The sequence below is a fragment of the Oceanisphaera submarina genome (genome assembly GCF_046521305.1).
Lineage (GTDB): Bacteria > Pseudomonadota > Gammaproteobacteria > Enterobacterales > Aeromonadaceae > Oceanimonas > Oceanimonas submarina.
The window spans coordinates 126,641-151,774 of sequence record NZ_JBKGFN010000003.1; the positions used below are offsets into that span (position 1 = coordinate 126,641).

Annotated in this window: 20 protein-coding genes; 10 read left to right on the forward strand and 10 right to left on the reverse strand. The window is 59.2% G+C overall.

All coding sequences use genetic code 11. The features are described 5' to 3' along the window. Window positions 1-21 precede the first annotated feature (21 nt). Entirely contained in the window at window positions 22-825 is an 804-nt protein-coding gene (locus ACLEIV_RS04680; protein ID WP_410455497.1) for an undecaprenyl-diphosphate phosphatase, read from the forward strand. Here the strand turns inward: ACLEIV_RS04680 and ACLEIV_RS04685 are convergent. Both ACLEIV_RS04685 and putA read right to left on the reverse strand, forming a co-directional pair. After that, on the reverse strand, window positions 822-2,048 hold the full coding sequence (locus ACLEIV_RS04685; RefSeq protein WP_410455498.1) for a multifunctional CCA addition/repair protein: 1,227 nt from the start codon (window positions 2,046-2,048) through the stop codon (window positions 822-824). The two genes, ACLEIV_RS04680 and ACLEIV_RS04685, sit on opposite strands and share 4 nt — an antisense overlap. Before the next feature lie 109 nt (window positions 2,049-2,157). Next, window positions 2,158-5,325, reverse strand: coding sequence for a bifunctional proline dehydrogenase/L-glutamate gamma-semialdehyde dehydrogenase PutA (gene putA / locus ACLEIV_RS04690; protein WP_410455499.1), 3,168 nt, complete (start codon window positions 5,323-5,325; stop codon window positions 2,158-2,160). Window positions 5,326-5,717: 392 nt separating this feature from the next. Between putA and ACLEIV_RS04695 the strand changes: the two genes are divergently transcribed. Continuing rightward, window positions 5,718-6,683 (forward strand): hypothetical protein, encoded by a 966-nt coding sequence (locus ACLEIV_RS04695; RefSeq protein WP_410455500.1) that lies wholly within the window; start codon window positions 5,718-5,720, stop codon window positions 6,681-6,683. A gap of 469 nt (window positions 6,684-7,152) precedes the next feature. Here ACLEIV_RS04695 and ACLEIV_RS04700 read toward each other — a convergent pair whose 3' ends face one another. The 3 genes from ACLEIV_RS04700 to ACLEIV_RS04710 all read right to left on the reverse strand — a co-directional run bounded on the left by ACLEIV_RS04700 (window position 7,153) and on the right by ACLEIV_RS04710 (window position 9,833). Next, entirely contained in the window at window positions 7,153-7,770 is a 618-nt protein-coding gene (locus tag ACLEIV_RS04700; RefSeq protein ID WP_410455501.1) for a TIGR04211 family SH3 domain-containing protein, read from the reverse strand. Between the two features lie 95 nt (window positions 7,771-7,865). Further along, the gene (locus ACLEIV_RS04705; RefSeq protein ID WP_410455502.1) at window positions 7,866-9,131 is read right to left on the reverse strand and encodes an inorganic phosphate transporter; all 1,266 of its coding nucleotides are present in this window, start codon (window positions 9,129-9,131) and stop codon (window positions 7,866-7,868) included. Between the two features lie 21 nt (window positions 9,132-9,152). Further along, on the reverse strand, window positions 9,153-9,833 hold the full coding sequence (locus ACLEIV_RS04710; RefSeq protein WP_410455503.1) for a TIGR00153 family protein: 681 nt from the start codon (window positions 9,831-9,833) through the stop codon (window positions 9,153-9,155). A 168-nt stretch (window positions 9,834-10,001) separates the two neighbouring features. Between ACLEIV_RS04710 and ACLEIV_RS04715 the strand changes: the two genes are divergently transcribed. After that, the gene (locus ACLEIV_RS04715; RefSeq protein ID WP_410455504.1) at window positions 10,002-11,513 is read left to right on the forward strand and encodes a CYTH and CHAD domain-containing protein; all 1,512 of its coding nucleotides are present in this window, start codon (window positions 10,002-10,004) and stop codon (window positions 11,511-11,513) included. Between the two features lie 90 nt (window positions 11,514-11,603). Here the strand turns inward: ACLEIV_RS04715 and ACLEIV_RS04720 are convergent, their stop codons facing one another. Genes ACLEIV_RS04720 through ACLEIV_RS04730 form a run of 3 tightly spaced genes read right to left on the reverse strand, consistent with a single transcriptional unit; the run spans window position 11,604 to window position 13,007 of the window. Next, window positions 11,604-11,957 carry a hypothetical protein gene (locus tag ACLEIV_RS04720; RefSeq protein ID WP_410455505.1) on the reverse strand — a complete coding sequence of 118 codons (354 nt, stop codon included), beginning with the start codon at window positions 11,955-11,957 and terminating at the stop codon, window positions 11,604-11,606. Next, the gene (locus ACLEIV_RS04725; protein WP_410455506.1) at window positions 11,954-12,583 is read right to left on the reverse strand and encodes a hypothetical protein; all 630 of its coding nucleotides are present in this window, start codon (window positions 12,581-12,583) and stop codon (window positions 11,954-11,956) included. Before ACLEIV_RS04725 ends, ACLEIV_RS04720 begins: the two co-directional genes overlap by 4 nt. A gap of 10 nt (window positions 12,584-12,593) precedes the next feature. Beyond that, window positions 12,594-13,007, reverse strand: coding sequence for a YjfI family protein (locus tag ACLEIV_RS04730; protein WP_410455507.1), 414 nt, complete (start codon window positions 13,005-13,007; stop codon window positions 12,594-12,596). Window positions 13,008-13,132: 125 nt separating this feature from the next. On the opposite strand from ACLEIV_RS04730, the gene glnE reads away from it, so the two are divergent. Continuing rightward, window positions 13,133-16,063, forward strand: coding sequence for a bifunctional [glutamate--ammonia ligase]-adenylyl-L-tyrosine phosphorylase/[glutamate--ammonia-ligase] adenylyltransferase (gene glnE / locus ACLEIV_RS04735; protein WP_410455508.1), 2,931 nt, complete (start codon window positions 13,133-13,135; stop codon window positions 16,061-16,063). Window positions 16,064-16,238: 175 nt separating this feature from the next. Here glnE and lpxL read toward each other — a convergent pair whose 3' ends face one another. After that, a complete protein-coding gene (lpxL, locus tag ACLEIV_RS04740; RefSeq protein WP_410455509.1) occupies window positions 16,239-17,162 on the reverse strand; it encodes an LpxL/LpxP family Kdo(2)-lipid IV(A) lauroyl/palmitoleoyl acyltransferase in 924 nt (307 codons plus the stop codon). A 137-nt stretch (window positions 17,163-17,299) separates the two neighbouring features. On the opposite strand from lpxL, the gene hldE reads away from it, so the two are divergent. Then, entirely contained in the window at window positions 17,300-18,724 is a 1,425-nt protein-coding gene (hldE, locus tag ACLEIV_RS04745; protein ID WP_410455510.1) for a bifunctional D-glycero-beta-D-manno-heptose-7-phosphate kinase/D-glycero-beta-D-manno-heptose 1-phosphate adenylyltransferase HldE, read from the forward strand. A gap of 167 nt (window positions 18,725-18,891) precedes the next feature. Here hldE and tolC read toward each other — a convergent pair whose 3' ends face one another. Beyond that, window positions 18,892-20,205: an outer membrane channel protein TolC gene (tolC, locus tag ACLEIV_RS04750; protein ID WP_410455511.1), complete on the reverse strand. Its 1,314-nt coding sequence runs from the start codon at window positions 20,203-20,205 to the stop codon at window positions 18,892-18,894. Between the two features lie 211 nt (window positions 20,206-20,416). Here tolC and nudF point away from each other — a divergent pair, with 211 nt between their 5' ends. From nudF to parE, 5 genes are all read left to right on the forward strand, one after another. Beyond that, entirely contained in the window at window positions 20,417-21,046 is a 630-nt protein-coding gene (nudF, locus tag ACLEIV_RS04755; RefSeq protein ID WP_410455512.1) for an ADP-ribose diphosphatase, read from the forward strand. A 161-nt stretch (window positions 21,047-21,207) separates the two neighbouring features. After that, on the forward strand, window positions 21,208-21,612 hold the full coding sequence (locus ACLEIV_RS04760) for a DUF1249 domain-containing protein (RefSeq protein ID WP_410455513.1): 405 nt from the start codon (window positions 21,208-21,210) through the stop codon (window positions 21,610-21,612). Beyond that, on the forward strand, window positions 21,609-22,466 hold the full coding sequence (gene cpdA, locus ACLEIV_RS04765; RefSeq protein ID WP_410455514.1) for a 3',5'-cyclic-AMP phosphodiesterase: 858 nt from the start codon (window positions 21,609-21,611) through the stop codon (window positions 22,464-22,466). Before ACLEIV_RS04760 ends, cpdA begins: the two co-directional genes overlap by 4 nt. Further along, the gene (locus tag ACLEIV_RS04770) at window positions 22,466-23,038 is read left to right on the forward strand and encodes a YqiA/YcfP family alpha/beta fold hydrolase (RefSeq protein ID WP_410455613.1); all 573 of its coding nucleotides are present in this window, start codon (window positions 22,466-22,468) and stop codon (window positions 23,036-23,038) included. Before cpdA ends, ACLEIV_RS04770 begins: the two co-directional genes overlap by 1 nt. Before the next feature lie 195 nt (window positions 23,039-23,233). Further along, a complete protein-coding gene (gene parE, locus ACLEIV_RS04775) occupies window positions 23,234-25,129 on the forward strand; it encodes a DNA topoisomerase IV subunit B (protein ID WP_410455515.1) in 1,896 nt (631 codons plus the stop codon). The last annotated feature ends 5 nt before the right edge of the window (window positions 25,130-25,134 follow it).

Sequence of the window (25,134 nt, forward strand, 5' to 3'; positions counted from 1 at the left end):
ATCGATTAAAGGAATAGTAATATGGAAGCGCACGTCATTCTGCTCGCCCTGATTCAGGGTTTTACCGAATTTCTTCCTATTTCAAGCTCGGCGCACCTTATCCTGCCCTCTGTGTTGCTGGGCTGGCGGGATCAGGGCATGGCCTTCGACGTGGCGGTGCATCTGGGCAGTCTGCTGGCAGTGCTGCACTACTTCCGCAAAGAAGTCGTCACCCTGACCCTGGCCTGGTCCCGCTCTTTACGCGGTAAAGGACATAATGCCGAATCGCGGTTGGCCTGGAGCATAGTGCTGGCGACGATTCCTGCCTGTGTGGTCGGGGCGCTGTTTGGCGGTATCATTGCCGACTATCTGCGTTCCGGCTGGGTGATAGCGACGGCCACAGTGGTGTTTGGTTTGTTGTTGTGGGGCGCGGACAAGCTGGCGCGGCTGCACAAAAACGAATATCAGACCGGCTGGCGTGGCGCCTTGCTGTTGGGATGCGCCCAGGCGCTGGCCCTGATCCCGGGCACCTCTCGCAGCGGCATCACTCTGACCGCGGGTCTGATGTTGGGCATGACCCGGGAGGCCGCCGCCCGTTTCTCTTTTCTGATGTCGATTCCCATCATCTTTCTGGCCGGCAGCCACCAGGCGACCGGCTTAATCGGCTCCAGCCTGGCTATGCCCTGGCCGGCCATCGGCCTGGGTGTGGTGGTGTCTTTTTCCAGCGCCCTGGCCTGCATTCATCTTTTTCTGGCTCTGCTGAATCGCATCGGTGTCATGCCCTTCGTGCTGTATCGGCTGGGGCTGGGCGCTGTGCTGTTCTGGGTCATGGCCAGGCAGCTTTAAGCCAACCACTGCTTGAGTTGCTGCAGGCGAGCGGCGGCAATGGCCTCGCCGATGGCCGGCCCCCTGAGACCTTGGGCAACAAAGGGGGCGGCGGCAATGGTTCTTAACTCGCACAGCCATTGCCACAGCCGTTCTCGCTGGGGATAAGGGCGTTGCTCGAAGCCGGCTCTGCCCTGCAAGTCCGCCTGGGCACACAAGAGTAACTGGGCGAAACGCTCGGGCTTTCGCCAGGCATCGGTATGTTGAAACAGCGCCAGTACCGCCTCGGCCTGCTCCGGCGACGGATCGACCAGTCGATGCAGGCAGATATGCCAGCGGCTCATGAGTATGGCCAGCTCCCTGTGTTCGGTGGGCACTTTGAAGCGTTCGCACAGCGCCGTGATCGGCACTATTCCCAGTTCACCGTGATCATGATGGCTGGGCCACCTGTCCGAGGGGGTCAACGCCTTGCCGAAGTCATGGCAGAGGGCGGCAAAGCGGCAGGAAACCCCGGCCCCCAGCTGGGCGGCGCGTTTGAGCACCATCATGGTATGCAGGCCGGTATCGATTTCCGGATGCCACTCTTTAGGGCCGGGCACACCGAACAGGGCATCTACTTCCGGAAACAGTACCCTGAGCGCCCCGCATCGACGCAATACCTCGAAAAATACCTGGGGATGCTCACAGGCCAGGGCTTTTTCCGTTTCTTTCCAGACCCGCTCCGGCGTCAGGGCACTCAGCTCGCCGCTGGCGGCCATCTGTTGCATCAGGACCCGGGTATCATCGGCCACGGTAAAACCCTGGGCGTGAAAACGGGCGGCAAAGCGGGCTACCCGCAGTACCCTCAGCGGATCTTCACCGAAGGCGTCGGACACATGGCGCAGTACTCTGGCCTCGATATCGGCCTGGCCGCCGTAAGGATCATGCAGCCTACCCTGCTGGTCCCGGGCGATGGCATTTATGGTCAGATCCCGGCGCATCAGGTCTTCTTCCAGCGTCACGTCAGGGCCGAATTCGCAGATAAAACCGGTATAGCCTTTGCCCGATTTACGCTCGGTGCGGGCTAGAGCATATTCTTCTTTGCTTTGCGGATGCAGAAAAACCGGAAAGTCTTTACCGACCTGCTGGTAGCCGAGTTTGATCAACTGCTCGGGAGTGGCGCCCACCACCATGTAGTCACACTCCTCGACCTTCAGGCCCAGTAGTTCGTCTCTTACCGCGCCTCCCACCAGATAGACTTTCACGAATTCAGGTCCTCGCTCGAAAAAAGCCATTATAACGGCTGAATATGAAAAAAGACGCCGCAGCGTCTTTTCTTATTGCAACTTCAATTTTGCGGTTGGCCGCTCTCGTTTAGCCTTCCCCCAATGACAGCAGGGTAGCGTTGCCGCCGATGGCAGTAGTGTTGTTGGTGATGGTCTTCTCGGTGATGAAGCGGGTCAGGTAGTGAGGCCCACCGGCCTTGGGGCCGGTGCCGGAAAGGCCCTGACCACCGAAGGGTTGTACACCCACCATGGCGCCGATTTGATCCCGGTTGATATAGGCGTTACCCGCATCAATGCTCTGGGCCACATACTCGGCAAAGGACTCGTTACGGCTGTGGATGCCGAGGGTCAGGCCGTAACCCGTGTTATTGATATCATTGATCACCTGGTCTATGTCTTTGGCCTTGAAGCGCACCACATGCAGTATGGGGCCGAACTGCTCTTTTTCCAGCTCCCCGATAGAGGCGATTTCCAGTGCCGTGGGCTGAATATAGAAGCCTTGGTCGCAGCCCTTGCCGAGCAGGGTCTGGGCGATGATTTTCTTGCCGGCGGCCTGCATTTTGCTCAGATGAGCGTCCAGACCGGCCTGGGCGTCCTGGTCTATCACAGGGCCGACATCGGTCGACCAGAGTGCCGGGTCGGCCACACTCAGCTCGTTCATGGCGCCTTTAAGGATCTCCAGCACTCGCTCGGCGATGTCGTCTTGCAGGTAGAGTACCCGCAGGGCGGAGCAACGCTGGCCGGCGCTCTGGAAGGCGGCACGTACCACGTCCCGGACCACCTGTTCGGGCAGGGCGGTGGAGTCGACGATCATGGCATTCTGGCCGCCGGTTTCGGCGATCAGCGGTATGATGGCGCCTTTCCGCTTGGCCAGGGTCTGATTGATCAGCATGGCGGTGTCGGTTGATCCGGTGAAACAGACGCCGGCAATACGCGGATCCGCAGTCAGCGTGGCCCCTACTGTGGCACCGTCGCCGGGCAGTAGTTGCAGCACATCGGTGGGAATACCGGCCTGGTGGGCCAGGGTGACCGCCAGATGGGCGATCAGGCTGGTCTGCTCGGCGGGCTTGGCCAGTACGGTGTTGCCGGTGGCCAGTGCGGCGGCTATTTGACCGAGGAAGATCGCCAGCGGGAAGTTCCAGGGACTGATGCAGACGAAGGGGCCACGGCCCTGGGCGAACAGCAGGTTCAGCTCGCCGGTGTAGCCGGGCAGCTTTTTTGGCTCCATCAGGGTACGGGCCTCAACGGCATAGTAGCGGCAGAAGTCCACCGCTTCACGTACCTCGTCGATGCCGTCCTGCAGCAGCTTGCCTGCCTCCCGGGTACAGAGGGAAATAAATTCGTCCTGGTGCTCTTCCAGCAGGTCGGCCAGTTTTTCCAGTGCCTGGGCACGGATCTCTACCGGCGTGTTGCGCCAGCCCTTGAAGGCGGCCTGCGCCTTGCCGACGGCCAGTTCTGTCGTGGCTTTGTCGGCAAAATAGACCTGGCCCACCTGCCGGCTGTGATCCTGCGGGCTCAGTACCGCATTGGCTGCACCCGAGGTCAGGGTTTTGCCGCCCACGATGGGGCCTGCCTGCCAGGCCTTGGTAGCCAGTTCATCCAGCGCGTTGAAGAAAGGAGCGCGAATGCCTTCGATATTCATGTTCAGTCCCTGGGAGTTCTTCCGGTCGGAAAAAATGGCCAGCGGCAGCGGTATCTTGTCGTTGGCCAGGCTGCCCTGTTCCTCCAGGCTGGTCAGTGGATGGGTGATCAGGGTCTCGATAGGGGTATTGGGATCTACCAGCTTGTGCACGAAGGAGGTATTGGCGCCATTTTCCAGCAGGCGGCGCACCAGATAGGGCAGCAGATCCTTGTGCGCGCCGACCGGTGCATAGATGCGGCAATTCAATCCCGGGTTTTCAGCCAGCACGGCGTTATACAATTCTTCGCCCATGCCGTGCAGGCGCTGAAACTCGAAGTTTCGTTCCCCGGCCATGGCCATCACCGACACCACCGTATGGGCGTTGTGAGTGGCAAACTGGGGATAGATGGCGCCCTCGGTGGCGTCGCTCAGCAGATAGCGGGCACAGGCGAGATAAGACACATCGGTGCCGGCCTTGCGGGTATAGACAGGATAGCCGTCGATGCCGGTCTGCTGGCAGAGTTTGATTTCGCTGTCCCAGTATGCGCCTTTCACCAGACGCACCGGGATTTCATCCCCCTGACTGCGAGACAGCGCGGTCAGCCAGCATAGTACCGGCAGGGCTCGCTTGGAATAAGCCTGGATAACCAGTCCGAGTCCCCCCCAGCCCTGGTTTATATCCGAACGATAAAGGGATTCGAAAAGATCCAGTGATAGCTCCAACCGATCCATTTCTTCCGCATCTATGGTGATAAACACATTCAGTTTACGGGCCTGTTCCAGCAACCCGAGTACTGTGCCATACAGCTCGGTCAGCACTCGCTCCCGGTTGGCTTCTTCATAGCGGGGGTGCAGGGCCGACAGCTTGATGGAAATGGAAGGGCGAGGCACCCTGGGGTTGTTGAGTTTTTCGGCACCGACGGTATTGATGGCGTTGGCGTAATCGGCTCGGTATTTCTCGGCGTCGGCGGCGGTCATTGCCGCCTCGCCGAGCATGTCGTAGGAGTGGGTATAGCCAAGATCACGGGACTTGCGGCTGGCCTTGAGCGCTTCCTTGATGTTCCGGCCCAGCACGAATTGTTTACCCATGATCTTCATGGCCGCATACATGGCCGAGCGCACCATGGGGTCGCCGAGGCGGTTGATCATGCGATTGAGCACATTGGCCGGATTACCGTCCAGCTTCTTGTCCATGCGTACTATCTTGCCGGTCAGCATCAGCCCCCAGGTAGAGGCGTTGACCAGGGTGGAGTCGCTCTGGCGGAAATGCCTGGCCCAGTCGGCACCGGACAGCTTGTCCTTGATCAACTCATCGGCGGTGTGGCTGTCGGGAATGCGCAGCAGGGCTTCGGCCAGGCACATCAGGATAATACCTTCCTGGGTGTCCAGGCTGTACTGCTGCAAAAAAGCGTCTATGCCGTCACCGCCGTCACTTTCTGATCGTACTCTGGCCACCAGTCGGCGGGCCTGTTCGTTGATCTGCGCCAGAGACTGGCGGGTGGCGGGCACCTGTTCCAGCAAGGCGGCAAGATAGGTGTTCTCGTCGACGATGTAGTTCCGGGTTATATCCTGGCGCAGGGACGGCAGATCCTTCGGGGCATAACCGGGAGCAAAGACGGTGGCGGCAGTAAACATAACGGCACTCCTGATATTGCGGGGGTGATGGCTGCCCGGGCTAGGCAGTTCTTAATGACGCCTATGTATACGATTAATCGGTGATCAACAGTTCGAATGTTTGTTTATCACCATTATTAGATGTTTTGGTCTTTTTATCGGATTGCATCCTGTTTTTTTCTGTTTTTCGTATACCAAAGGGGCGATTTGCCTTAACGTTCAGGCCTTATCAATATAGCCGAAGCCATCGCCCCCGGTTGTCGATGATGACGATGCTGCTCTGTTCTGAGCTGGAGCATACAGGCGAAAAATGCGGGATCCGCCGACAAGACTCGGCCGGTGGGCGGCATTGTCTTGTCGTGTGCACTCACCCTATAATGCGCGCTCATTTCTGTCTGTGGTAAGCAAGCCAAGTGCACTATCAACGTCTTCCCAAGGGGCATTTCGCCCTGACTGTGGTTTATCTGATCACCGGCGCCTCCATTGCCGCATCCATGGTGTTTTCTCTGTTGCTGTTTCTGTCGCTGGAACAGGGCTTGCTGATGAAGCTGATGTTTGGCGGCCTGGCACTGGTGTTCGAGGTCGGCAAGTTTTATATCTGGTATGAAATGGGCGAGCGAACCAATCGCGGTGATTCGGTGGGCTCCCTGAAGGCGCTCTGCTTCTATGGGGTATTGGCGGGTCTTTCCATCGCCGGCAGTGTCGGCGGCATCAACGCCGCTACCAATACCCTGATGAAGGGAGATGAGGCCAAGGCGGCCGAGGTGCAGAGCTACAACGACAAGATAGTGTCTCTGGATCGAGAAATAGAGATTAACGAGCAGGCGGCCCAAGCCTATATCGACATGAAACGGATTGCGAATGGCATGACCAACATGCTGGCACGCAATCAGGAATTACGGGCCCGGCAGGATGAATTACGTCGGGAGCGGGATCAGATCGCCATTACCAGCCAGAGCTCGTTGATGGGCCTGATGTCCAGCCTGGCAGATGGTCTGGGCTGGCCGCTGGAGCGGGTGCAGTTTGGTATTGTCGCCGCTCTGTCTGTTTTGCTGGATTTCTTCGCCGCCTTCTTTATCTCTCTGCTGGGGGAAGAAACCCGTTTCCGGCGCAGCCAGAGGAAACAAGAGCAGCAAGCGGTGCCCACGGCGGTTGTACCGGACGAGCCAGTGGTACCGGCCCGCCCGGATTATTACCATGAGCTGGTGGCCCGGTTACAGGCGGGTGAGCTGCGCTGTGCCAAGGGAGCCGTGTCGCGCATGCTGGAGAAGCCGCTGGAAGAAGTGGAAGATATCTTTCACTGGTTGTTGCAAGACGGCATCGTCTATCGCAAGCCCAACCGGCACTTCGCCCTGAGCCAGCAAACCACACAGCCGTAAGCGTTAAGCGGTAATGCCTCCATACAGGCACCGGCGCGCCATCCTTGGTGCCGAGGGTCGGCGGAGCAGATCCCTCTATCCTCCCTGATGCCAGGAAGTTGCCTGCTGGCGTCGTCTACAGACAACTCGGTGCTGGAGAAGAGGCAACAGAGACCGACTACCACGACCGTGAAATGCCATGTCCGGAAAATGCTCCTGCCGTTCCGGCATTCCCGACTTCCTGGCGGCCAGGCGGCATTTCCCGAGCCCTCAGAGGGGAGAGCTTGTCTTGCCGTGACGAACGGCTGCAGCCTGGCCGAACATCCAGATAATATTCGCGGTAGGCTGCAAGGGGGAGTGTCGTTTACCGGTGTCGTGGGAGGCGGCTGTGTTGCCTCTGAGCCCGAGTTTAAAAATACCCCGATCTGTACTCACACCGGTATAAAAATAAAGGCGCCTCAGGGCGCCTTTATCGTTGCTTTATTCGGCCTCAGTTCATCCAGCGGCCCTGATTGCGTCTGCGACGCAGAGGAACCATAGGCAGCAGTATCCCGAACAGAACACCGGCACCGGCCACCAGGCCACCGTTCAGCAGCCAGTCCAGGCGCATCTTGTGCTCTTTGTCATCCATCAGGCTGCTCAGACGCTGGTTTTCAGCTTCCAGCCTTGCATGCTGTCGACGCAGCTCGTTAAGCTGATCGTGCACCAGGCTCAGTTCCTGTTCCTGCTGCTGCAGCCGGGTGGTTTTATCCTGTATATCCAGTTCGTGGCGTTCGTCGACGGAGGCAAGCAACTTCTTGGTGTTTGTCAGGTCCTCTTCCAGCGATGGTAGCCGGGAGCGAAAGCTTTCTTCTGCCTGTACAAATTCGCCATTTACCCAGCCGGTACGGCCATCGGCGTCACGAATCTGCACGTAGTTGGTCTCGGCATTATGCTCCAGTTGCTCGACCAGCTCGCCAGCATTGACGGTGCCGAGAATACGGAATTGGTTGCTGGGACCTGTGTGCAGATAGGTATATACGTTATCGGAAATATAACGATTGGCAGCCTCGGCCACGCCGATCCACGGCAGGTAGCACAGCAGTACCACAAGAAGTTTTGATTTCACCGGGGGTTCCTTCACTCTCAACGATGGGGCCATGGTAATTAATGCGGAAGGGCAGGACAAGAACAAGGGGGCATTTGCCCCCTTGAAGTCACTGCTCAGCTGAAGAACCACTGAATAATATAGAAAAAGATGATGGCCAGAATAGCGCCGGCAGGCAGCGTGACTATCCAGGAAACCACTATATTGCGCAATACGTTAAGATTGAGCGCTGCGATGCCTCGAGCCAGACCAACCCCCATCACAGCCCCGACCAGGGTCTGGGTGGTGGAAATGGGCAGGCCGGTACCGGATGCGATCACCACTGTCGCAGCGGTGGCCAACTGGGCGGCGAAGCCACGACTGGGCGTCAGGTGGGTAATACCGGTGCCGACGGTGGCCATTACCTTGTGACCGAGTGAGGCCAGGCCGATGACGATACCGATACCGCCCAGCGGCAGTATCCACCAGGCGATGCTGGACTTGGCCGCAATTTCGCCGGAGCTCTGAACTATGCTGACCACGGCAGACAGCGGACCTATGGCGTTGGCCACATCGTTGGAGCCGTGGGCAAAGGCCATGGCGCAGGCGGTCACCACCATCAGAATGCCGAACACCTTCTCCACGTTGGAGTAATGCATGTCCTTGTCATCGTTAGGATTGTACTGCTGGCGCTTTATGTAGAGTCCACAGAGTACGGCGCTGATCAGAGAAACAAGGATGGAGAGCCCCCAGCTCTGGACGTCGGTCATGTCCATACCTACATGCTTGAGACCTTTCTTCAGGGTCACCAGGCAGATCACCATCACGGTCATGAATATGTAGATCGGCACGTACTTTTTGGCCGCTGCCAGCGGATTGTCGGCGTTGAAAATCAACCGTTGTACGCTGATGAAGGTGAAGTAGGCGAGCACACCGGACAGGGCCGGGGTGATAATCCAGGAACCGACCACGCCGGCGACCTTGTTCCAGTGCACAGCTTCCGATCCCAGAGCCACCAGTGCGAAGCCGATGATGGCGCCGATAATGGAATGGGTGGTGGATACCGGCCAGCCGAAGTAGGAGGCCAGCAACAGCCAGGTACCGGCCGCGAGCAGCGAGGCAATCATGCCGAATACCAGCAGGTCCGGGTGATCGACAAAGGCGTTGGAGTCGATGATGCCGTTACGGATGGTAGAGGTGACTTCGCCGCCGGCCAGGTAGGCGCCGGCAAACTCGAAGATCATGGCGATGATGATCGCCTGCTTGATGGTCAGCGAACGGGTACCTACAGAGGTGCCCATGGCGTTGGCCACATCATTGGCACCGATACCCCAGGCCATGAAAAAGCCGAAGAGCGCCGCCACCAGAATCAGCGTGGTGCCGTAGTTAGCGATGATATCCATTGTTATACCTTGTTATTTCGCTCAGGAACGGGACAGCATCAGCTCTAAACGGGCACCTACCCGTTCGGCCTGATCTGCCAGATCACCGACCCATTCGAGGATCTTGTACAGAAACATGACATCGATGGGGTTATAGCCGTCTTCGATGGCCTGCAGCTGTTTACGCAGCTTGGCTTGCATCACATCGGTATCATCTTCAATCAGGTCGAGCTGGTGGATCATCTCGGACACCAGATCCATTTCCCGGCCCTTGAAGCCGGTTTCCAGCAGCTCGTCGAGCTCGTCAATGGCCTTGGCGGCCTGAGCGGTAGCATCGATACACCGGCTGAGGTATTCCATAAAGGCGGGTTTGAGTTGCGGGGGAATACTCATTTGGCGACCGACCATGCGGCCGGCGATGTCTTTCGCCTTGTTGGCGATTTTGTCCTGCTGGGTAAGCAGTTCCAGCATATCGGTACGTTCAACCGGCATAAACAGGCCGCGAGGGAGTTTGAGGCGAATTTCTCGTTTCAGCGTGTCGGCTTCCCGTTCGAGCTGGGAAATGCGTCTTTGAATGATCTCGGCTTGTTCCCAGTTCTGCTCCCACATGGCGTCGAAGAAGGGAACCAATTGCTGTGCAGCTTCATGGACTTTAATCACATGCTTCTGCAAGGGCTTGATCGGAGACTTGGCAAAGAGTCCTAAAATAGTATTTACTGGCATGGCCAACCCTGTTTCGGTGAAAAAACACTCGATACATTAAAGTGGCGCGAATGGTAACTTAACTATAAAGGCAAGAAAACAGCATTTTTCATTATGCCGAGGTCTCGGTCCCTCGGTATTTTATTATTGTACTATTAAATCAAAAGGTTGGAACTCCCGGACCCCCTTATGGATACAGAAATCGAACTCAAGTTTCTTGTCTCGCCCGATGTGGGCAGTCGGCTGCCTACGCTGTTGCAATCTTACCAAGTCCTCCAGCAGGATCAGCAGCACCTGGCCAACACCTATTTTGATACCGCCGAACTGGCGTTGCGCCAGATGGATGCCGGCCTGCGCATTCGCAGCCAGAACGGGGAGATGGAGCAAACCATCAAGCTGGCGGGTAGTCAGGTCGGGGGGCTGCATCAACGGCCGGAATACAATGTGCCCCTGACGGTGCACACCCCTGACTTGTCTCTGTTTCCGGCGCAGATCTGGCCCGAATCGGTGGATCCGGCGCGGATACAACAGGTACTGCAACCCTTGTTCAGCACCGACTTTCAGCGTCGACGCTGGTTACTGGTTATCGAGGGTACCGAAATAGAACTGGCGCTGGATGAAGGTGAAGTTCAGGCGGGAGAAAGGCGAGAGCCGATTCACGAGCTGGAGCTGGAGCTGGTCAAGGGCGACGCCTCCCAGCTGTTTGAGTTGGCCGAGGTACTACTGAAAGAGGGAGGCCTGCGGCTGGGAGCTGTCTCCAAAGCCAAGCGGGGCTACCAACTGGCGGGGCTCAGCCCCAGCCCCCGGCTGCGAATGCTGGAGCCGTTGGCACTACACCCGCAGTATGCCTGCGAGCAGACAATGGTGGCTCTACTGCACAAGGGGCTTGGCCATTGGCAGCATCATGAAGAAGGCTGGCTGGCCGACTCGAGTCTCGAATGGCTGGTACAGCTTAGGGAGGGGGTTTCTCTGGTACACCAGACCCTGCTGCTGTTCGGCGAGCTGGTCTCGCACCGGGTCAACAGCGGCTGGATCGACGACCTGCTGTGGTTGCAGCAGCAGTTGTCCTGGCTGGATCGGGCCCAGATGCTGGCACACCTGACCGCCGACAAGGGACATTACCTGCGTCGGCTGGACTGTCAGAAAACCCTGCTCAGCCAATTGATGGCTCAGCAGGCGCTGTTGCCCGACGAGGCCCAGCTGCGGGCCCTGTTCTACAGTCCCCGTTATGGACGACTGATGCTGGGGCTGACCCACTGGCTGTACCGACAGGATTGGCGAGCAGGACTGGCACCGGCGCAGACGGCCCAGTTGGCGGCCCCGGTGGCAGAGTTGGCCCGGCAACGGCTGAATGACAGCTGGCATATTCTGCGGCACAGCGCCCTGGGCAAGCCGGAGTTGAATGGTGCGCAATACATACAGCAAAAGGGCAAGCTCAGGCGCAATCTCATGGTCGGGCTTTGTTTCAGTGAGCTGTACCCGGAAGTGGAGCGGATCGCGTTTCGTATGCCCTGGCTCGACATACTGCGCGGCATCGAAGATCTGGACATGCTGTCGCCGCTGCTGGATCTGAGTGAGGATCTGGACGAGCAGGACGGCGCCGAGCTGGATGAATGGCTGGCGCGTAAACAGCGCTTTCTGCTGGAAGCACTGGAGCAGTCTCGTGCCCAGGCGCTGTTGCTGCAACCCTACTGGTGTTGAAGCGGCTCTTGCAGGCGCCCGTTTAGGTGGCGAAAATCGTCAGGCGATGCAGTATCTACAGGGGCAGCCTGGATACTGCTATCGCGAGGGCTACTCTTTGGGTTTGTTACTCAAGGGGGTCAGCATCTGCTGGCTGTAGCTCAGCAACTCATCCATTACTCTATGTTTTATTTCCAGCTGCTGCTCGGGCTGCAGGCCGTAGCGCTCGGCCAGATGAACATAATCTTCCGGGCTGAGCGACACCGTCAGCCGGGGGCGTTTGGGCCTGTCGGCGGTGGGCAGGGTCAGAATATGGCGGATTTGATCCGAGGGACTCAGGCCGTTATCCAGCGCTTCTCTCCGGATCTGATACTGCAAGGCTTCATCCATGTCGAAGGCAACCTGCACCGCCTTGGCGGCGCGGACCGAGCTTTGCCATTTATCCGGCAGCTTGCGTTGGTTCATGAACGGCCCCTCAGTTGTTGCTCTAATCGCGCCAGTACCTGATCGGCACTGCGCACTTCTGTGGCTGCCGGCGTCGCCTCAGGCTCCGAATCTGCCGCTTGTTGCTGCTCTCGTGCCCGTATATCGGACAGTGCCTGCTTGGCGTTGACCAGCGTTACCGCCGGATGCCGGCGAATGGCGATCATGGCTTTGCGCACACAGGCGGTGGTCTTGGCCATGGCCAGCTGGCGACACAGGTCGTGATAATGACGCTCGGCACTCAGCCAGCGGCCCTGATAGTAATTTTGTCGTTTAAGCAGGCTGGTGAGCGCAAGCTGACTGGCATCTAGCCTGTCTTCTTCGCGGGCCAGGTCGGTGGCCAACTGACGGGCCAGCTCTTGTGCACCGGCGACCAGGGCGGCCAGGGCGGCCTGTTCCCGTTCGTCCCGCAGTTGCTGCAAAGCAGGCAGTTGCCGACGCAGCTGTTCGATATCCAAACCGATCTGCCGGCACTGGCGTGCCAGCCCTTGCATATGCTGTTCGGCATGGCGACCATCGCGCAGCAGCTGCACACAGACCCGATCCGACTCCAGACCGCCATTGTCCGGGTTGTGCAGGCTACGCAGTACCTGACCCAGGGTGCTCATCGGCCGGTCCTCATAATAGAAACTCCGCCATGTCTTCGATCACTTCCAGACAGTTGTCGCTCAGCACCGCCAGTTCGTGCTCGATATCTGCCAGGGCAGAATTGAGCGACAGGGCGCCAAACACCACATACCAGTCATCGAGCCGGGCAAAGGCCGACAGCGGCATGGGAATATTCATGTCGAGCATGGCCTCGAGCATGGCCTGGCGCCTAACTGGATTCACCTGGCACTCATCCCACAGATAGCTGATACAGATAATCTGATCGTCGGAGACCGAAATAAACAGCGGCAGTTCTTCCCGCCCTTCCACCGTGACCTTGAGCACCTCGACGTCGCCGGTGATGGGAAAGCATTGAAAGCGAAAGCCGGTAGTCGATTGCTCGTCGAGCCGTTCGAGGTGGTGGCCGATAACTGATAGATCCATCAAGAGGTCCTGACATAATAAGTCCATTACAGACTAAATCAGCTATTACCTTCAGTGCAAGCCTGCCTTTCGATGCACGGGGCGCGCGACAATCTGTACCGGCGCACTGTGTCACGACGATAACAATGATAATCTGCAGTCAGACGCCGCCGACGAAGGATACGTACATGGTTGATATGCCCTCCCTGCTGAAGGCCCAGGCCGACAAGCACTGGTCTCGTTTCGAAGAAGGTGCCGCCGAGCTGGTGGCTTCCCTGAGCGAGCAACGCCGCACTCAATTGCATGCCCTGTTTGCCTGCAGCGATTTCGCCGCCGACAGCCTGTGCCGGCAGCCCGAGTTGGCGCTGGAGCTGGACGACGAACAGGATCTGCACAACGCCAACCGCGCCGAGCGCTACCAGCCAGAGCTGGCGGACTTGCTGGCCGAAGTGAATGGTGAGCCAGGCCTGCAGCGAACCCTGCGCCGTTTTCGTCGCCGGGAGCTGTTGCTGATCGCCTGGCGAGAGATGCTGCTGGGCGCCGAGGTGGAAGAAAGCTTCAGCCATATTTCGGCGCTGGCCGATGCCCTGATTGTGGCTGCCTATCGCTGGTGGTATCGACACCAGTGTGCCGAACTGGGCACGCCGACCGATGCCGATGGCAATGCCGTGCCCCTGTTGATCCTGGGCATGGGCAAGCTGGGGGGGCGCGAACTGAATTTTTCCTCCGATATCGACCTTATTTTCACCTTTCCTCATAACGGCGTAACCCGGGGCGGACGGCGCGAGCTGGCCAATCAGCAGTTCTTTATCCGTCTGGGGCAGAAGCTGGTCAATGCCCTGCACCAGACCACGGTCGACGGTCAGGTGTACCGGGTTGATATGCGGCTGCGTCCCTTCGGCGAGTCGGGACCGCTGGCGGTCAGTTTTGCCGCCATGGAAGATTACTACCAGCATCACGGTCGTACCTGGGAACGCTACGCCATGGTCAAGGCACGCATCCTCAACGACGAGGGCGAATATACCGCCGAGCTGCGCGCCATGCTCAAGCCCTTCGTGTTTCGTCGTTATATCGACTTCGGTGTTATCGACTCTCTGCGTCAGATGAAGGCGATGATCGCCGCCGAGGTGCGGCGCAAGGGTCTGCAGGACAACATCAAGCTGGGGGCCGGCGGCATTCGCGAGGTGGAATTCATCGCCCAAGTATTTCAGCTGATCCGTGGTGGTCGCGAGCCGGCGCTGCAGGTACGCCACCTGCCGGATGCCCTGGCGGCGGCCCATCAGTCCGGGGCCTTGACCGGCACCGAGGCCGAGCAGTTGCATCAGAGCTACCGCCTGCTGCGCCGGGTCGAAAACTTCCTGCAGGCGTTTGACGATAAACAGACCCAGACCCTGCCTCAGGATGATCTCAATCGCAGCAGGCTGGCCTGGCTGATGGGGCACGACGGCTGGGACGGTTTCTACCAGGCATTGCGCCAGGCCATGGACGGGGTACACCGGCAATTTGGCGGCCTTATCGGTGACAGCACAGAGGCCGAAGAGGAAGGTGCGGCCCAGGTCTGGTTCGATCTGTGGCAGACCGAGTTGGACGAGTCGGAACTGCTCCCCGTGCTGCAGGAGCAGGGCATGGATGAAGACAAGGCGGTGCGCCTGGCCCGGGCGCTCAATACCTTCAAGGAGGAATGTCCGCGCCGGGCCATGGGCCCCCAGGGACGACAGGCGCTGGAAAAACTGATGCCGGTGCTGCTCGACAAGGTCAGTCAGTCGAACACGCCCGGCATTCTGTTTGCGCGTCTGCAGAAGTTGTTGCTGCAAATCGTGACCCGCACCGCCTATCTGCAATTGCTGGTGGAAAATGCCGGTGCTCTGACCCAGTTGATCCGCCTGTGCGAAGCCAGCTCGCTGGTGGCCGAACAGCTGGCCCGTTATCCGATACTGCTGGACGAGCTGCTGGTGCCCCAGGTGCTGTACAACCCGATGCCGCTCGATGCCTACAAGGATGAATTGCGCCAGTTCCTGCTGCGAGTGCCGGAAGAGGATGTGGAGCAGCAGATGGAAGCCCTGCGCCAGTTTAAGCAGATCCACCTGTTGCGCATCGCCGCCGCCGACATTGCCGGTGCCCTGCCGCTGATGAAGGTGAGCGATCACCTGACCTGGCTGGCGGAAGCCATCGTCGAAGAGGTGGTCAACCAGGCCTGGGTCCAGATCAGCGACCGCCACGGGGTACCCGAAATAGTGGCGGACAGCCCACGGCGGGGTTTTGGCGTGGTGGCCTACGGCAAGCTGGGCGGCATCGAGCTGGCCTACAGCTCGGATCTCGATCTGGTGTTTGTGCAGGAGGCCGGGCTCAAGGGTCAGACCAACGGCAACAAACCGCTGGACGTGCGTCAGTTCTACCTGCGGCTGGCTCAGCGCATCATTCACCTGTTCAGCACCCGCACCCCCAGCGGAGTACTCTACGAGCTGGATATGCGGCTGCGTCCCAGCGGTAACGCGGGCCTGCTGGTGAGCCCGCTTGATGCCTACCAGCATTATCTGCAGAACGAGGCCTGGATCTGGGAACATCAGGCGCTGGTGCGCAGCCGACTGATCGTGGGCGATACGGCCCTGCATCAGGAGTTCGAGCGGATCCGGCGGGAAACCCTGAGCACCAGGCGTGCCCCTGTCGCTTTGGCCGAAGAGGTGGTCAAGATGCGCGAGAAGATGCGCACTCATTTGAGCAAGGCCGGCCCCGGCGAGTTTCATCTCAAGCAGTCGGCGGGCGGCCTGGTCGATATCGAGTTTCTGACCCAGTACCTGGTGCTGGCCCATGGTCATGAGCATCCTAAGGCCCTGACCCGCTGGTCGGACAATATCCGCATTCTGGAGTCGGCGGTGGAAGTCGGGTTGCTGGAAGAAGACGAAGCCCGGAGGCTGAAAACCGCCTACTGCGCCATTCGCGACCGGGGTCACCGGCTGAGCCTGTCGGACCAGCCGGGTCTGGTTCCGGACACAGAACTCACTCAGGAGCGGGACTGGGTGGTCGCCAGCTGGAACAAGTGGCTCATAGCAAAGCGGCAAGCCGGAAGCGGTAAGTAGAATCTAAAGCCCTCACCCCCACGCGGAGCGCGGGGGTGAGGAAGAGTGCTGTGTTTTTGTCGGCGCCAATTTATTCGGCGCAAGCCATCAGGCGCCGTAAAACCACCAGAGGTAAGCCAGGTAGCCAGCCATACGGTGTTTTTTTATAGCCGACGGCTAAGGCTTACCGCTGTTTTTAATACCGGTACGGCACCCCGTCGGGCGTGGTCTTGAAGCGGCGGTGCAGCCACATGTATTGCTCCGGAGCCAGGCGGATGGCGGCTTCGATGACGCGGTTGCTGGCGATGGCGTCCGCAACATCGTCACCGACCGGAAAACCGGCCATGGGCGGCTGGATCAGCAGCCGGTAGCCGTCTTTCTCGCGCAGGGTGAAACAGGGCAGGGTGACGGTTTTCTTCACCCGGGCCAGGGTGGCGGTGCCGGTAATGGTGGCGGCGGTATCTACGGCAAAGAAAGGTACAAACACGCTGGCATGACTGCCGTAGTCGTGATCCGGTGCATACCAGAGGGCATCGCCCTGACGCAGGGCCTTGAGCATGCCCTTGATGTTGAGCCGGTCCACCAGATACTTGTTGGAGCGGCAGCGACCCTGCACCTGGGCGTATTCCAGCACCGGATTGGTGTTGGGACGGTAAACGCCCACCCCGGGCCGATAGAGACCGAACTGGCGGGCATTCAGCTCAAGAGTAAGAAAGTGGGCCGACAGCAGCAGCATGCCCTGCCCCCTGGCTACGGCGGTATCCACATGTTCGGTGCCTTCCATGCGGGTGATGGCCTTCATGCGCCAGTGCGGCCAGAACCAGGCCATGCCGGTCTCGAACACGGCACAGCCCACGCTCTCGAAGTTGGCCTTGAGCGTGCGTTCCCGCGCGCTTTCATCCAGCTCCGGCAGCGCCAGCTCCAGATTGCGGCGGGCCACCCGGACCCGGGACTTCAGTATCTTCATCGACAAGCGGCCCAGAGCGCGGCCCAGCACCATCTGCGCGCGCCAGGGCAGCAGGGTGACCAGCAGCCACAGCAGGCCCAGGCCCAGCCAGTTGAACAGGTAGCGCGGGTGCAGCAGCGCAGTGGTAAAGGGGGGGAGTCGAGAGTCGTGCATCGCGGTCGCCATTATCAACAAGTGACGGAATTCTAATTAACTCGGCCGCGAATGGCCACCAAAGGCCGGTCGACGGGTGCGATTATGGGTGGCTGTGATAATATTTCTCCTTTCCCATGTTCAAAAGAGTCGGAACCATGAAGATCAAGTTGCCGGAATTCGATAGTGCCAGGGTGCTGGTGGTAGGAGATGTGATGCTGGACCGTTACTGGTCTGGCCCCACCGGACGTATCTCGCCCGAAGCTCCGGTGCCTGTGGTCAAGGTTGAGCACAACGAAGAACGTCCCGGCGGCGCGGCCAACGTGGCGCTGAACGTGGCGGCACTGGGGGCCAAGGCCCGTTTGTTGGGCCTTACCGGCGAAGACGAGGCCGCTACCTCGCTGCAGGACAAGATGCAGGGGGTGGGCGTCGAGTGCGATTTCGTGCGTCTGACCAGCCACCCCACCATTACCAAGCTGCGGGTGATGAGCCGCAACCAGCAGCTGCTGCGGCTGGACTTCGAAGAAGGCTTCGCCCCGGAAGACGCGGCCCCGCTGACCGACAAGACCCGCGCCGCCCTGAGCCGGGCCGGCGTGGTGGTGCTGTCGGATTACGCCAAGGGCGCGCTGGCGCAGGTGCAGACGCTGATCCAGGCCGCGAATCAGGCGGGCGTGCCTGTGCTGGTGGATCCCAAGGGTTCCGATTTCGAGAAATACCGCGGGGCTACCCTGCTTACCCCCAACATGAGTGAGTTCGAAGCCGTGGTGGGCAAGGTGCAAGACGAGCAGGAGCTGGTGGCCCGCGGGCGGGAGCTGGTGAAGCAATTTGACTTCAAGGCGCTGCTGGTCACCCGCTCCGAGCACGGTATGACCCTGATCCGTGCCGACGAGGACGAACTGCACCTGCCGGCCCAGGCCCATGAGGTGTTCGATGTGACCGGTGCCGGCGATACCGTGATTGCCACCCTGGCCACCAGTCTGGCTGCCGGCCTGCCGCTGGACGAGGCCTGTGCCCTGGCCAACGTGGCCGCCAGCATAGTGGTTGGCAAGCTGGGTACCTCCACTGTGTCTGCCATCGAGCTGGCGAACGTGCTGTACGGTGCACCCGAGTCCGGCATGGGCGTGGTGAGCGAGCAGCAGCTGAAATATGTGGTGGACGCGGCCCGCCGTCGCGGCGAGAAAATCGTGATGACCAACGGCTGCTTCGACATACTGCACGCCGGTCATGTGTCTTATCTGAATCATGCCCGCCAGCTGGGTGATCGCCTGATAGTGGCGGTGAATACCGATGCTTCTGTGCGTGCGCTCAAGGGCGATGGTCGCCCGGTGAACACGGTAGACAGACGCATGGCGGTACTGGCCGGCCTGGGTGCGGTCGACTGGGTGGTGCCCTTCGGTGAAGAGACCCCGCAGCGCTTGATCGCCGAGACCCTGCCGGATGTACTGGTCAAGGGCGGCGACTACAAGCCGGAAGAGATTGCCGGCTTCGAGGAAGTGACCGCCAGCGGCGGCGAGGTCAAGGTGCTCAATTTCGAAGACGGCTGCTCTACTACCGCCATCATCCAGGCTATCCGCACCCGCTAAAAGGCGGCGTTCAGTCCGATTATCACCATTGCCAAAAAAAGCTTGCCGTTGTCGGCAAGCCTTTTTGATATCAGTTTTAATCAAGATATGATTATTTTTAAATCCGAGCCCGGAGGCATCAATCAACAGCGAAAAAGGGAAGGCGTGATGCCCTCCCTTTTGTTTTGTCAGCGCTTCAATCCGTTGTTGATATCCACCAGGTCCTGCTCGGTCAGGTTACCGGCGGCCTGTTTCAGCTGCAGCTGACTCAGGATGTAGTTGTAGCGTGCGGCAGACAGGTTCTGCTTGGCGTTGTACAGCTGTCGGGTGGCGTTGAGCACATCGACGATGGTGCGGGTGCCGACTTCATAGCCCGCTTCGGTGGCGTCGAGTGCGCTCTGGGCCGAGATCACGAACTGCTCGAAGGCGCGAATGGAGCCGGTGGCGGCGCTGACGTCGTTGAACGAGGAGTACACCTGACTTTGTACCGAGCGGAAGCTGCGCTCCAGCTGCTCGCTGGCGGCCACGTAGTTGTACTGGGCCTGCTTCACCCGAGATCCGGTGGCGCCGCCGCTGTATACCGGTAACTTGAATGACAACCCGACGGTACCTTCGCTCAGAGTGCCGTCGCTGGCACCGGAGCCGGTACCGCTATTCTTGTAGTCGGTGTAATTGCTGTTCAGGCCAGCGTTCAGATCCAGGGTCGGCAGATGACCGGATTGGGCCAGGCCGATTTGTTCGCTGGCGATGTCTTTGCCGATGCGTTGGCGATGCAGCTCCAGGTTCTGCTCCAGGGCGATGTCCAGCCAGGCGTCGGCGGCGACCACGGAAGCTTGTGGGCTGAAGGTCTCGGTATCGAGCTTGTTCAGCCGGGTGTAGTTCATGTTGGTCAGCTCGCGCAGCGCTTCTCTGGCGTTGTTGACCGCATTTTCGGCGGCAATTTCCTCGGCCAATGCCTGATCGTACTGGGCCTGGGCCTCGTGTACGTCTGTCATGGCGCTCAGCCCCACTTCAAAACGTTGCCTGGTTTGATCGAGCTGGCGACTGACCGCTTCCTTGTTGGCCTGAACGAAATTCAGGGCATCTTCGGCGCTCAAAACATCAAAATAAGCCTGAGTAGCGCGTAGAATCAGTGTCTGCTGTACCTGCTTGTAGCTGACTTCGCTCTGGGTAGCGGCTTTTTCGGTGATATCCAGGTTGATCCAGTTGGCTTTGCGATACAGCGACTGATCCAGCGTGGCGCCCACACTTGTGCTGCTGCGGGTGGTGCGATCGTTCTGGTTGCTTTGGGTGTAGTTGGCGGAGGCCGCCAGATTGACCTGGGGCAGCAGCGGGGCTCGGGACTCGTTTATTTTCTCGAAAGCGGCATCACGCTCGGCCTTGGCCTGACGTACCTGGGGATCGTTTTGTGTCGCCTGCTGGTAGATGTCCAGCAAGTCTTCGGCTTGGGTCGGGCCTGCCGCACAGAGCAATATCAGGGTCGACAACAGCGTTTTTTTCATGGTGTAGCCTTACTAACTGGGTGAGCAATTATCGCCGTGCTGGGGGCAGGCAATTGATTTTTATCTGTTTAGTATAACGATAACATCGTTATTATTCGTTCGATACCATGCGCATGGATGCCATCACTGTGCTGAGCAATGTATGAATGAACGTTCATTCACTTTTGGGTAGTCTAAAATCTGCCGGTAAAATGTCAAGAAAGGAGTCGCGATGAGCACAAAGAATCACCCCGGATTTGGTCGGGAAGACGTGCAACTGCTGGCCGAAGAGGTGGGCTACAAGGGCTTTTTCAGACTGTTTCGCCTGCGATTGCGGCACAAGCTGTTTGCCGGTGGCTGGAGTAGGGAGATGACCCGTGAGCTGTTCGACCGGGGCCATGCGGCGGCCGTACTGCCCTATGACCCGGTGCGAGACGAGGTGGTACTGGTGGAGCAATTCAGGGTTGGTGCCGTCTATGCCGAGGGCAGCCCCTGGTTGCTGGAAGTGGTGGCGGGCATAGTGGAAGCAGGCGAGTCGGCAGAAGACGTAGTGCGCCGAGAAGCCCAGGAAGAAGCGGGCCTGACCCTGAACAGCCTGACCCGGGTAATGAGTTATTTTTCCACGCCCGGTGGCTGCAGCGAGCGCATTACCGTGTTTATCGGTGAAGTGGACGCCAGTCAGGCGGCCGGCCATGCAGGGCTGGATAGTGAAAGTGAAGACATCCGGGTGCATCGGCTGCCCAGAGAGCAGGCGATGCAGTGGCTGGCCGATGGCAAAATAGACAATGCCACCAGCATCATAGCCCTGCAGTGGCTGGAGTTGCAGCGTCTCAAGGGAGAGGGGGGAAGGGAGAGGAATTAAGGGTCGCTCTTTGACCGGGCTGAGCAAAAACTGTTGTAATAGACGCAGAGGAAGGGCATTCATTACAATGATGATCACCGGATGAATACCAGCCTAAGCGCCGGCGGCGAGGAGAATTGAGTTTGATTTCCAGGGGTTCCACCCGCAAACATGTACCGGATTTGAAGACGTTACAGCGTACCTGTGACGTCAACTATCTGGCCTTGATGAAGCTGCTGCCCAACAGGGCGGCGGTGGGTGAGAGCGTGTCGGTCGGCATCAGCGAGCAGGTGCTGTTTGTGCTGCGGGTACTGGAAACGGCCCCCTACACCTGGCATGTTTCCATCGAACAATGCACGCCGGGCTTGCCCTGTTTTATGCGGATGAAGGTAAAGGTACGGCTGTATCACGATGTGCGTATGGCCGAAGTGTGTGCCAGTCAGCAGATTTTTACCCTGCAGCCGAGTTACCATTATCCCAATGAAAAAATGCATCATCCCAATGAAAAAGAGCAGGTTAACCTCTTTCTTGCCGAGTGGCTGAAATGTTGCCTATACCACGGATTCAGTACGGTCAAACAGCTTTGAACCAGGCCCGCACCCCAGATACCACTGAAGTCAGCCCCCACCGCGCCGACGGCATAGTGGAGTTGCTGCAAATCACCGATACCCACCTCTTTGCCGATAAAAACACGGATTTGCTGGGTATTGCCCCCTGGCACAGCTGCCGGGCGGTGGTGGATGCCATTCTCGAAGACGAGCAGGTCAATGGAGCCGGTCGGCGAGATCTTATCCTGGCGACCGGAGATCTGTCGCAGGATAACAGCGCCGCCTCTTATCGCCATTTCACCGCCTTGATGAGTGAGCTGGCCCCGCCGGTGTTCTGGCTGCCGGGCAATCACGACGATGCGCTTCTGATGCAGGCCGAGCTGGACCAGGCCGGTGTCAGTAATGCCAAGCATTTGCTGTGTGGGCAGTGGCAGATACTCCTGCTCGACACCCAGATCCCCGGTGAAACCCATGGCGCCTTGTCTGCCTCCCAGCTGACGCTGCTCGAGCAGGCCATTGGGTGTTATCCGGATCATCATCTGCTGGTGGCGGTGCATCATCAGGCGGTGCCGGTGGGCTGCGCCTGGCTGGATCAGCACAATCTGCGTAATGCGGATGACATGAGAACCATCCTGGCCCGTCACGGCGCCTCCCGGGTGGTGTTGTCCGGTCATGTGCATCAGGGCTTCGATCTGCATCATGATGGTGTGCGCTACCTGGCCAGCCCGTCCACCTGCATTCAGTTCAAGCCGTTGTCCGACGATTTTGCTCTCGACAGCACGGCACCGGGCTGGCGCGCCTTGTCGCTCTACCCCGATGGTCGCCTCAGCACCCAGGTGTGGCGTCTGCCACCCGATGCCTTCGTACCCGACTTCAGTGCCAAGGGATATTAATAATGCCAACGCTGTTGTATCTGCATGGTTTCAATTCTTCGCCCCAGTCCCTCAAGGCCCAACTGATGCAGGAATATCTGCAGCAGAAGCGTCCCGATATTCATTTTATCTGTCCGCAACTGGTGGCAACTCCGGCGGCGGCCTGGGCGCAGATAGCGGCCATTTGTGACGACATCAAGGGGCCTTTTGGTGTGGCGGGCAGCTCGCTGGGCGGTTTTCTGGCCACTCGTGTTGCCGAGCAGTTCGGGGTACGGGCCGTGGTGATCAACCCGGCGGTTCATCCTCATGTGTTGCTGCACGATTTTCTGGGCGAGCAGGTCAATCCCTACACCGACGAGCGTTACCTGCTGACGAGCACCCATATGCAAGAGCTGGCAGCCCTGCGTGTCGAGGCGCCCAGTTGCATGGATCGCATCTGGTTGCTGCAACAACAGGGCGACGAGGTGCTCGACTACCGGGAAGCACTGGACTATTACCGTTTCGCCCGGGTCTGCATCCAGAAGGGCGGCGATCATTCCTTCGTCGCTTTCAACCATTACTGCGCCCAGATCATTCGTTTTCTGCAGCTATAGGCCTACCACTTCTTTCCTGGTTACCCGTTTCTGTTGCCTCTGGTGCTCCGACCGAATACCTGATCAGATAGTTAGTGTGATTGGTATTATCCGATTTATGGACTCAACCATTGCCCATCTGATTTCGGCCTGCTTTGCGCTTGCGCCCTCAGGTAGTAAGATGCGGCCAACGAATCCCGATTACCGAAGGTCAATATGACATCGAGTCAATATACTGCCGACGCCATCGAAGTCCTCAATGGTCTGGAGCCGGTGCGGCGTCGCCCCGGCATGTATACGGACACCAGCCGGCCCAACCATCTGGGTCAGGAAGTCATCGATAACAGCGTAGACGAGGCCCTGGCCGGCCACGCCAGCAAGGTCGAGGTGATACTGCATGCCGACCAGTCGTTGGAAGTTATCGACGACGGCCGCGGCATGCCGGTGGATATTCATCCGGAGGAAGGTATCTCCGGGGTCGAGCTGATATTCTGCAAGCTGCACGCCGGCGGCAAGTTCTCCAACAAGAACTACCAGTTTTCCGGTGGTCTGCACGGCGTGGGTATCTCGGTGGTCAACGGCCTGAGTACCCGGGTGGACGTCACCGTGCGTCGCGGTGGTCAAGTGTTCGAGATGGCCTTCGAGAACGGCAACAAGGTGAGTGAACTCACCGTCACCGGCACCTGTGGCCAGCGCAACAGTGGCACCCGGGTGCGGTTCTGGCCCGATGCCAGCTACTTCGACTCGCCCAGATTCTCCGTGTCCCGGCTCAAGCATCTGCTCAAGGCCAAGGCGGTGCTTTGCCCGGGCCTGAGCATCCGCTTTCAGGACAAGGTTAACGACGAAATCCTGGAATGGTGTTATCAGGACGGCCTGAAAGACTATCTGGTGGAGTCGGTCAAGGAATTTACCTGCCTGCCCGAACAGCCGTTTACCGGCAACTTTGCCGCCGAACACTCGGCGGTGGAATGGGCGCTGACCTGGTTGCCCGACGGTGGCGAAGGGCTGGGCGAAAGCTACGTCAACCTGATCCCCACCGCCCAGGGCGGTACTCATGTCAACGGCCTGCGGCAGGGCCTGCTCGACGCCATGCGCGACTTTTGCGAATTTCGCAACCTGCTGCCGCGTGGCGTCAAGCTGACGCCGGACGACATCTGGGAGCGCTGTGCCTACATTCTGTCGGTCAAGATGCAGGATCCCCAGTTTGCCGGTCAGACCAAGGAGCGACTGTCGTCGCGCCAGAGTTCGGCCTTCGTTTCCGGCATAGTGAAGGATGCCTTCAGCCTGTGGCTGAACCAGCATACCGAGCTGGCGGAGCAGATTGCCGAACTGTGCATCAGCAGTGCCCAGCGCCGCTTGCGCCAGGCCAAGAAGGTGGTGCGTAAGAAGGTCACCCAGGGGCCGGCGTTGCCCGGCAAGCTCACCGACTGTGCCTGCTCCGACCCGATGCGGGGCGAGTTGTTTCTGGTTGAGGGTGACTCGGCCGGTGGCAGCGCCAAGCAGGCGCGGGATCGGGAATTTCAGGCCATAATGCCGCTGCGCGGCAAGATACTGAACACCTGGGAAGTCGAGTCCGGTCAGGTGCTGGCCTCGCAGGAAGTGCACGATATCTCGGTAGCCATCGGCCTGGATCCGGACTCGGCCGACTTGTCCGATCTGCGCTACGGCAAGGTGTGTATTCTCGCCGATGCCGACTCCGATGGTCTGCATATCGCCACCCTGCTGTGTGCCCTGTTCGTGCGCCATTTTCGCCATCTGGTGGAGCAGGGGCATGTCTATGTCGCCATGCCGCCCCTGTATCGAATCGATGTGGGCAAAGAGGTGTTTTATGCCCTCGACGAAGGCGAGCGCGACGGCGTGCTGGAGCGGATCAAGGCCGAGAAGAAAAAAGGCAAGGTACAGGTGACCCGCTTCAAGGGCCTGGGTGAGATGAACCCCAAGCAGCTGCGTGAAACCACCCTGGATCCCAATACCCGCCGGTTGGTGCAGTTGACGGTGGACGACACGGAAGCCACCGAGAAACTGATGGACATGCTGCTGGCCAAGAAGCGTTCGAGCGATCGCCGTGAATGGCTGGAAACCAAGGGCAACCTGGTCGACCCCCTGGCCTGAGGAAA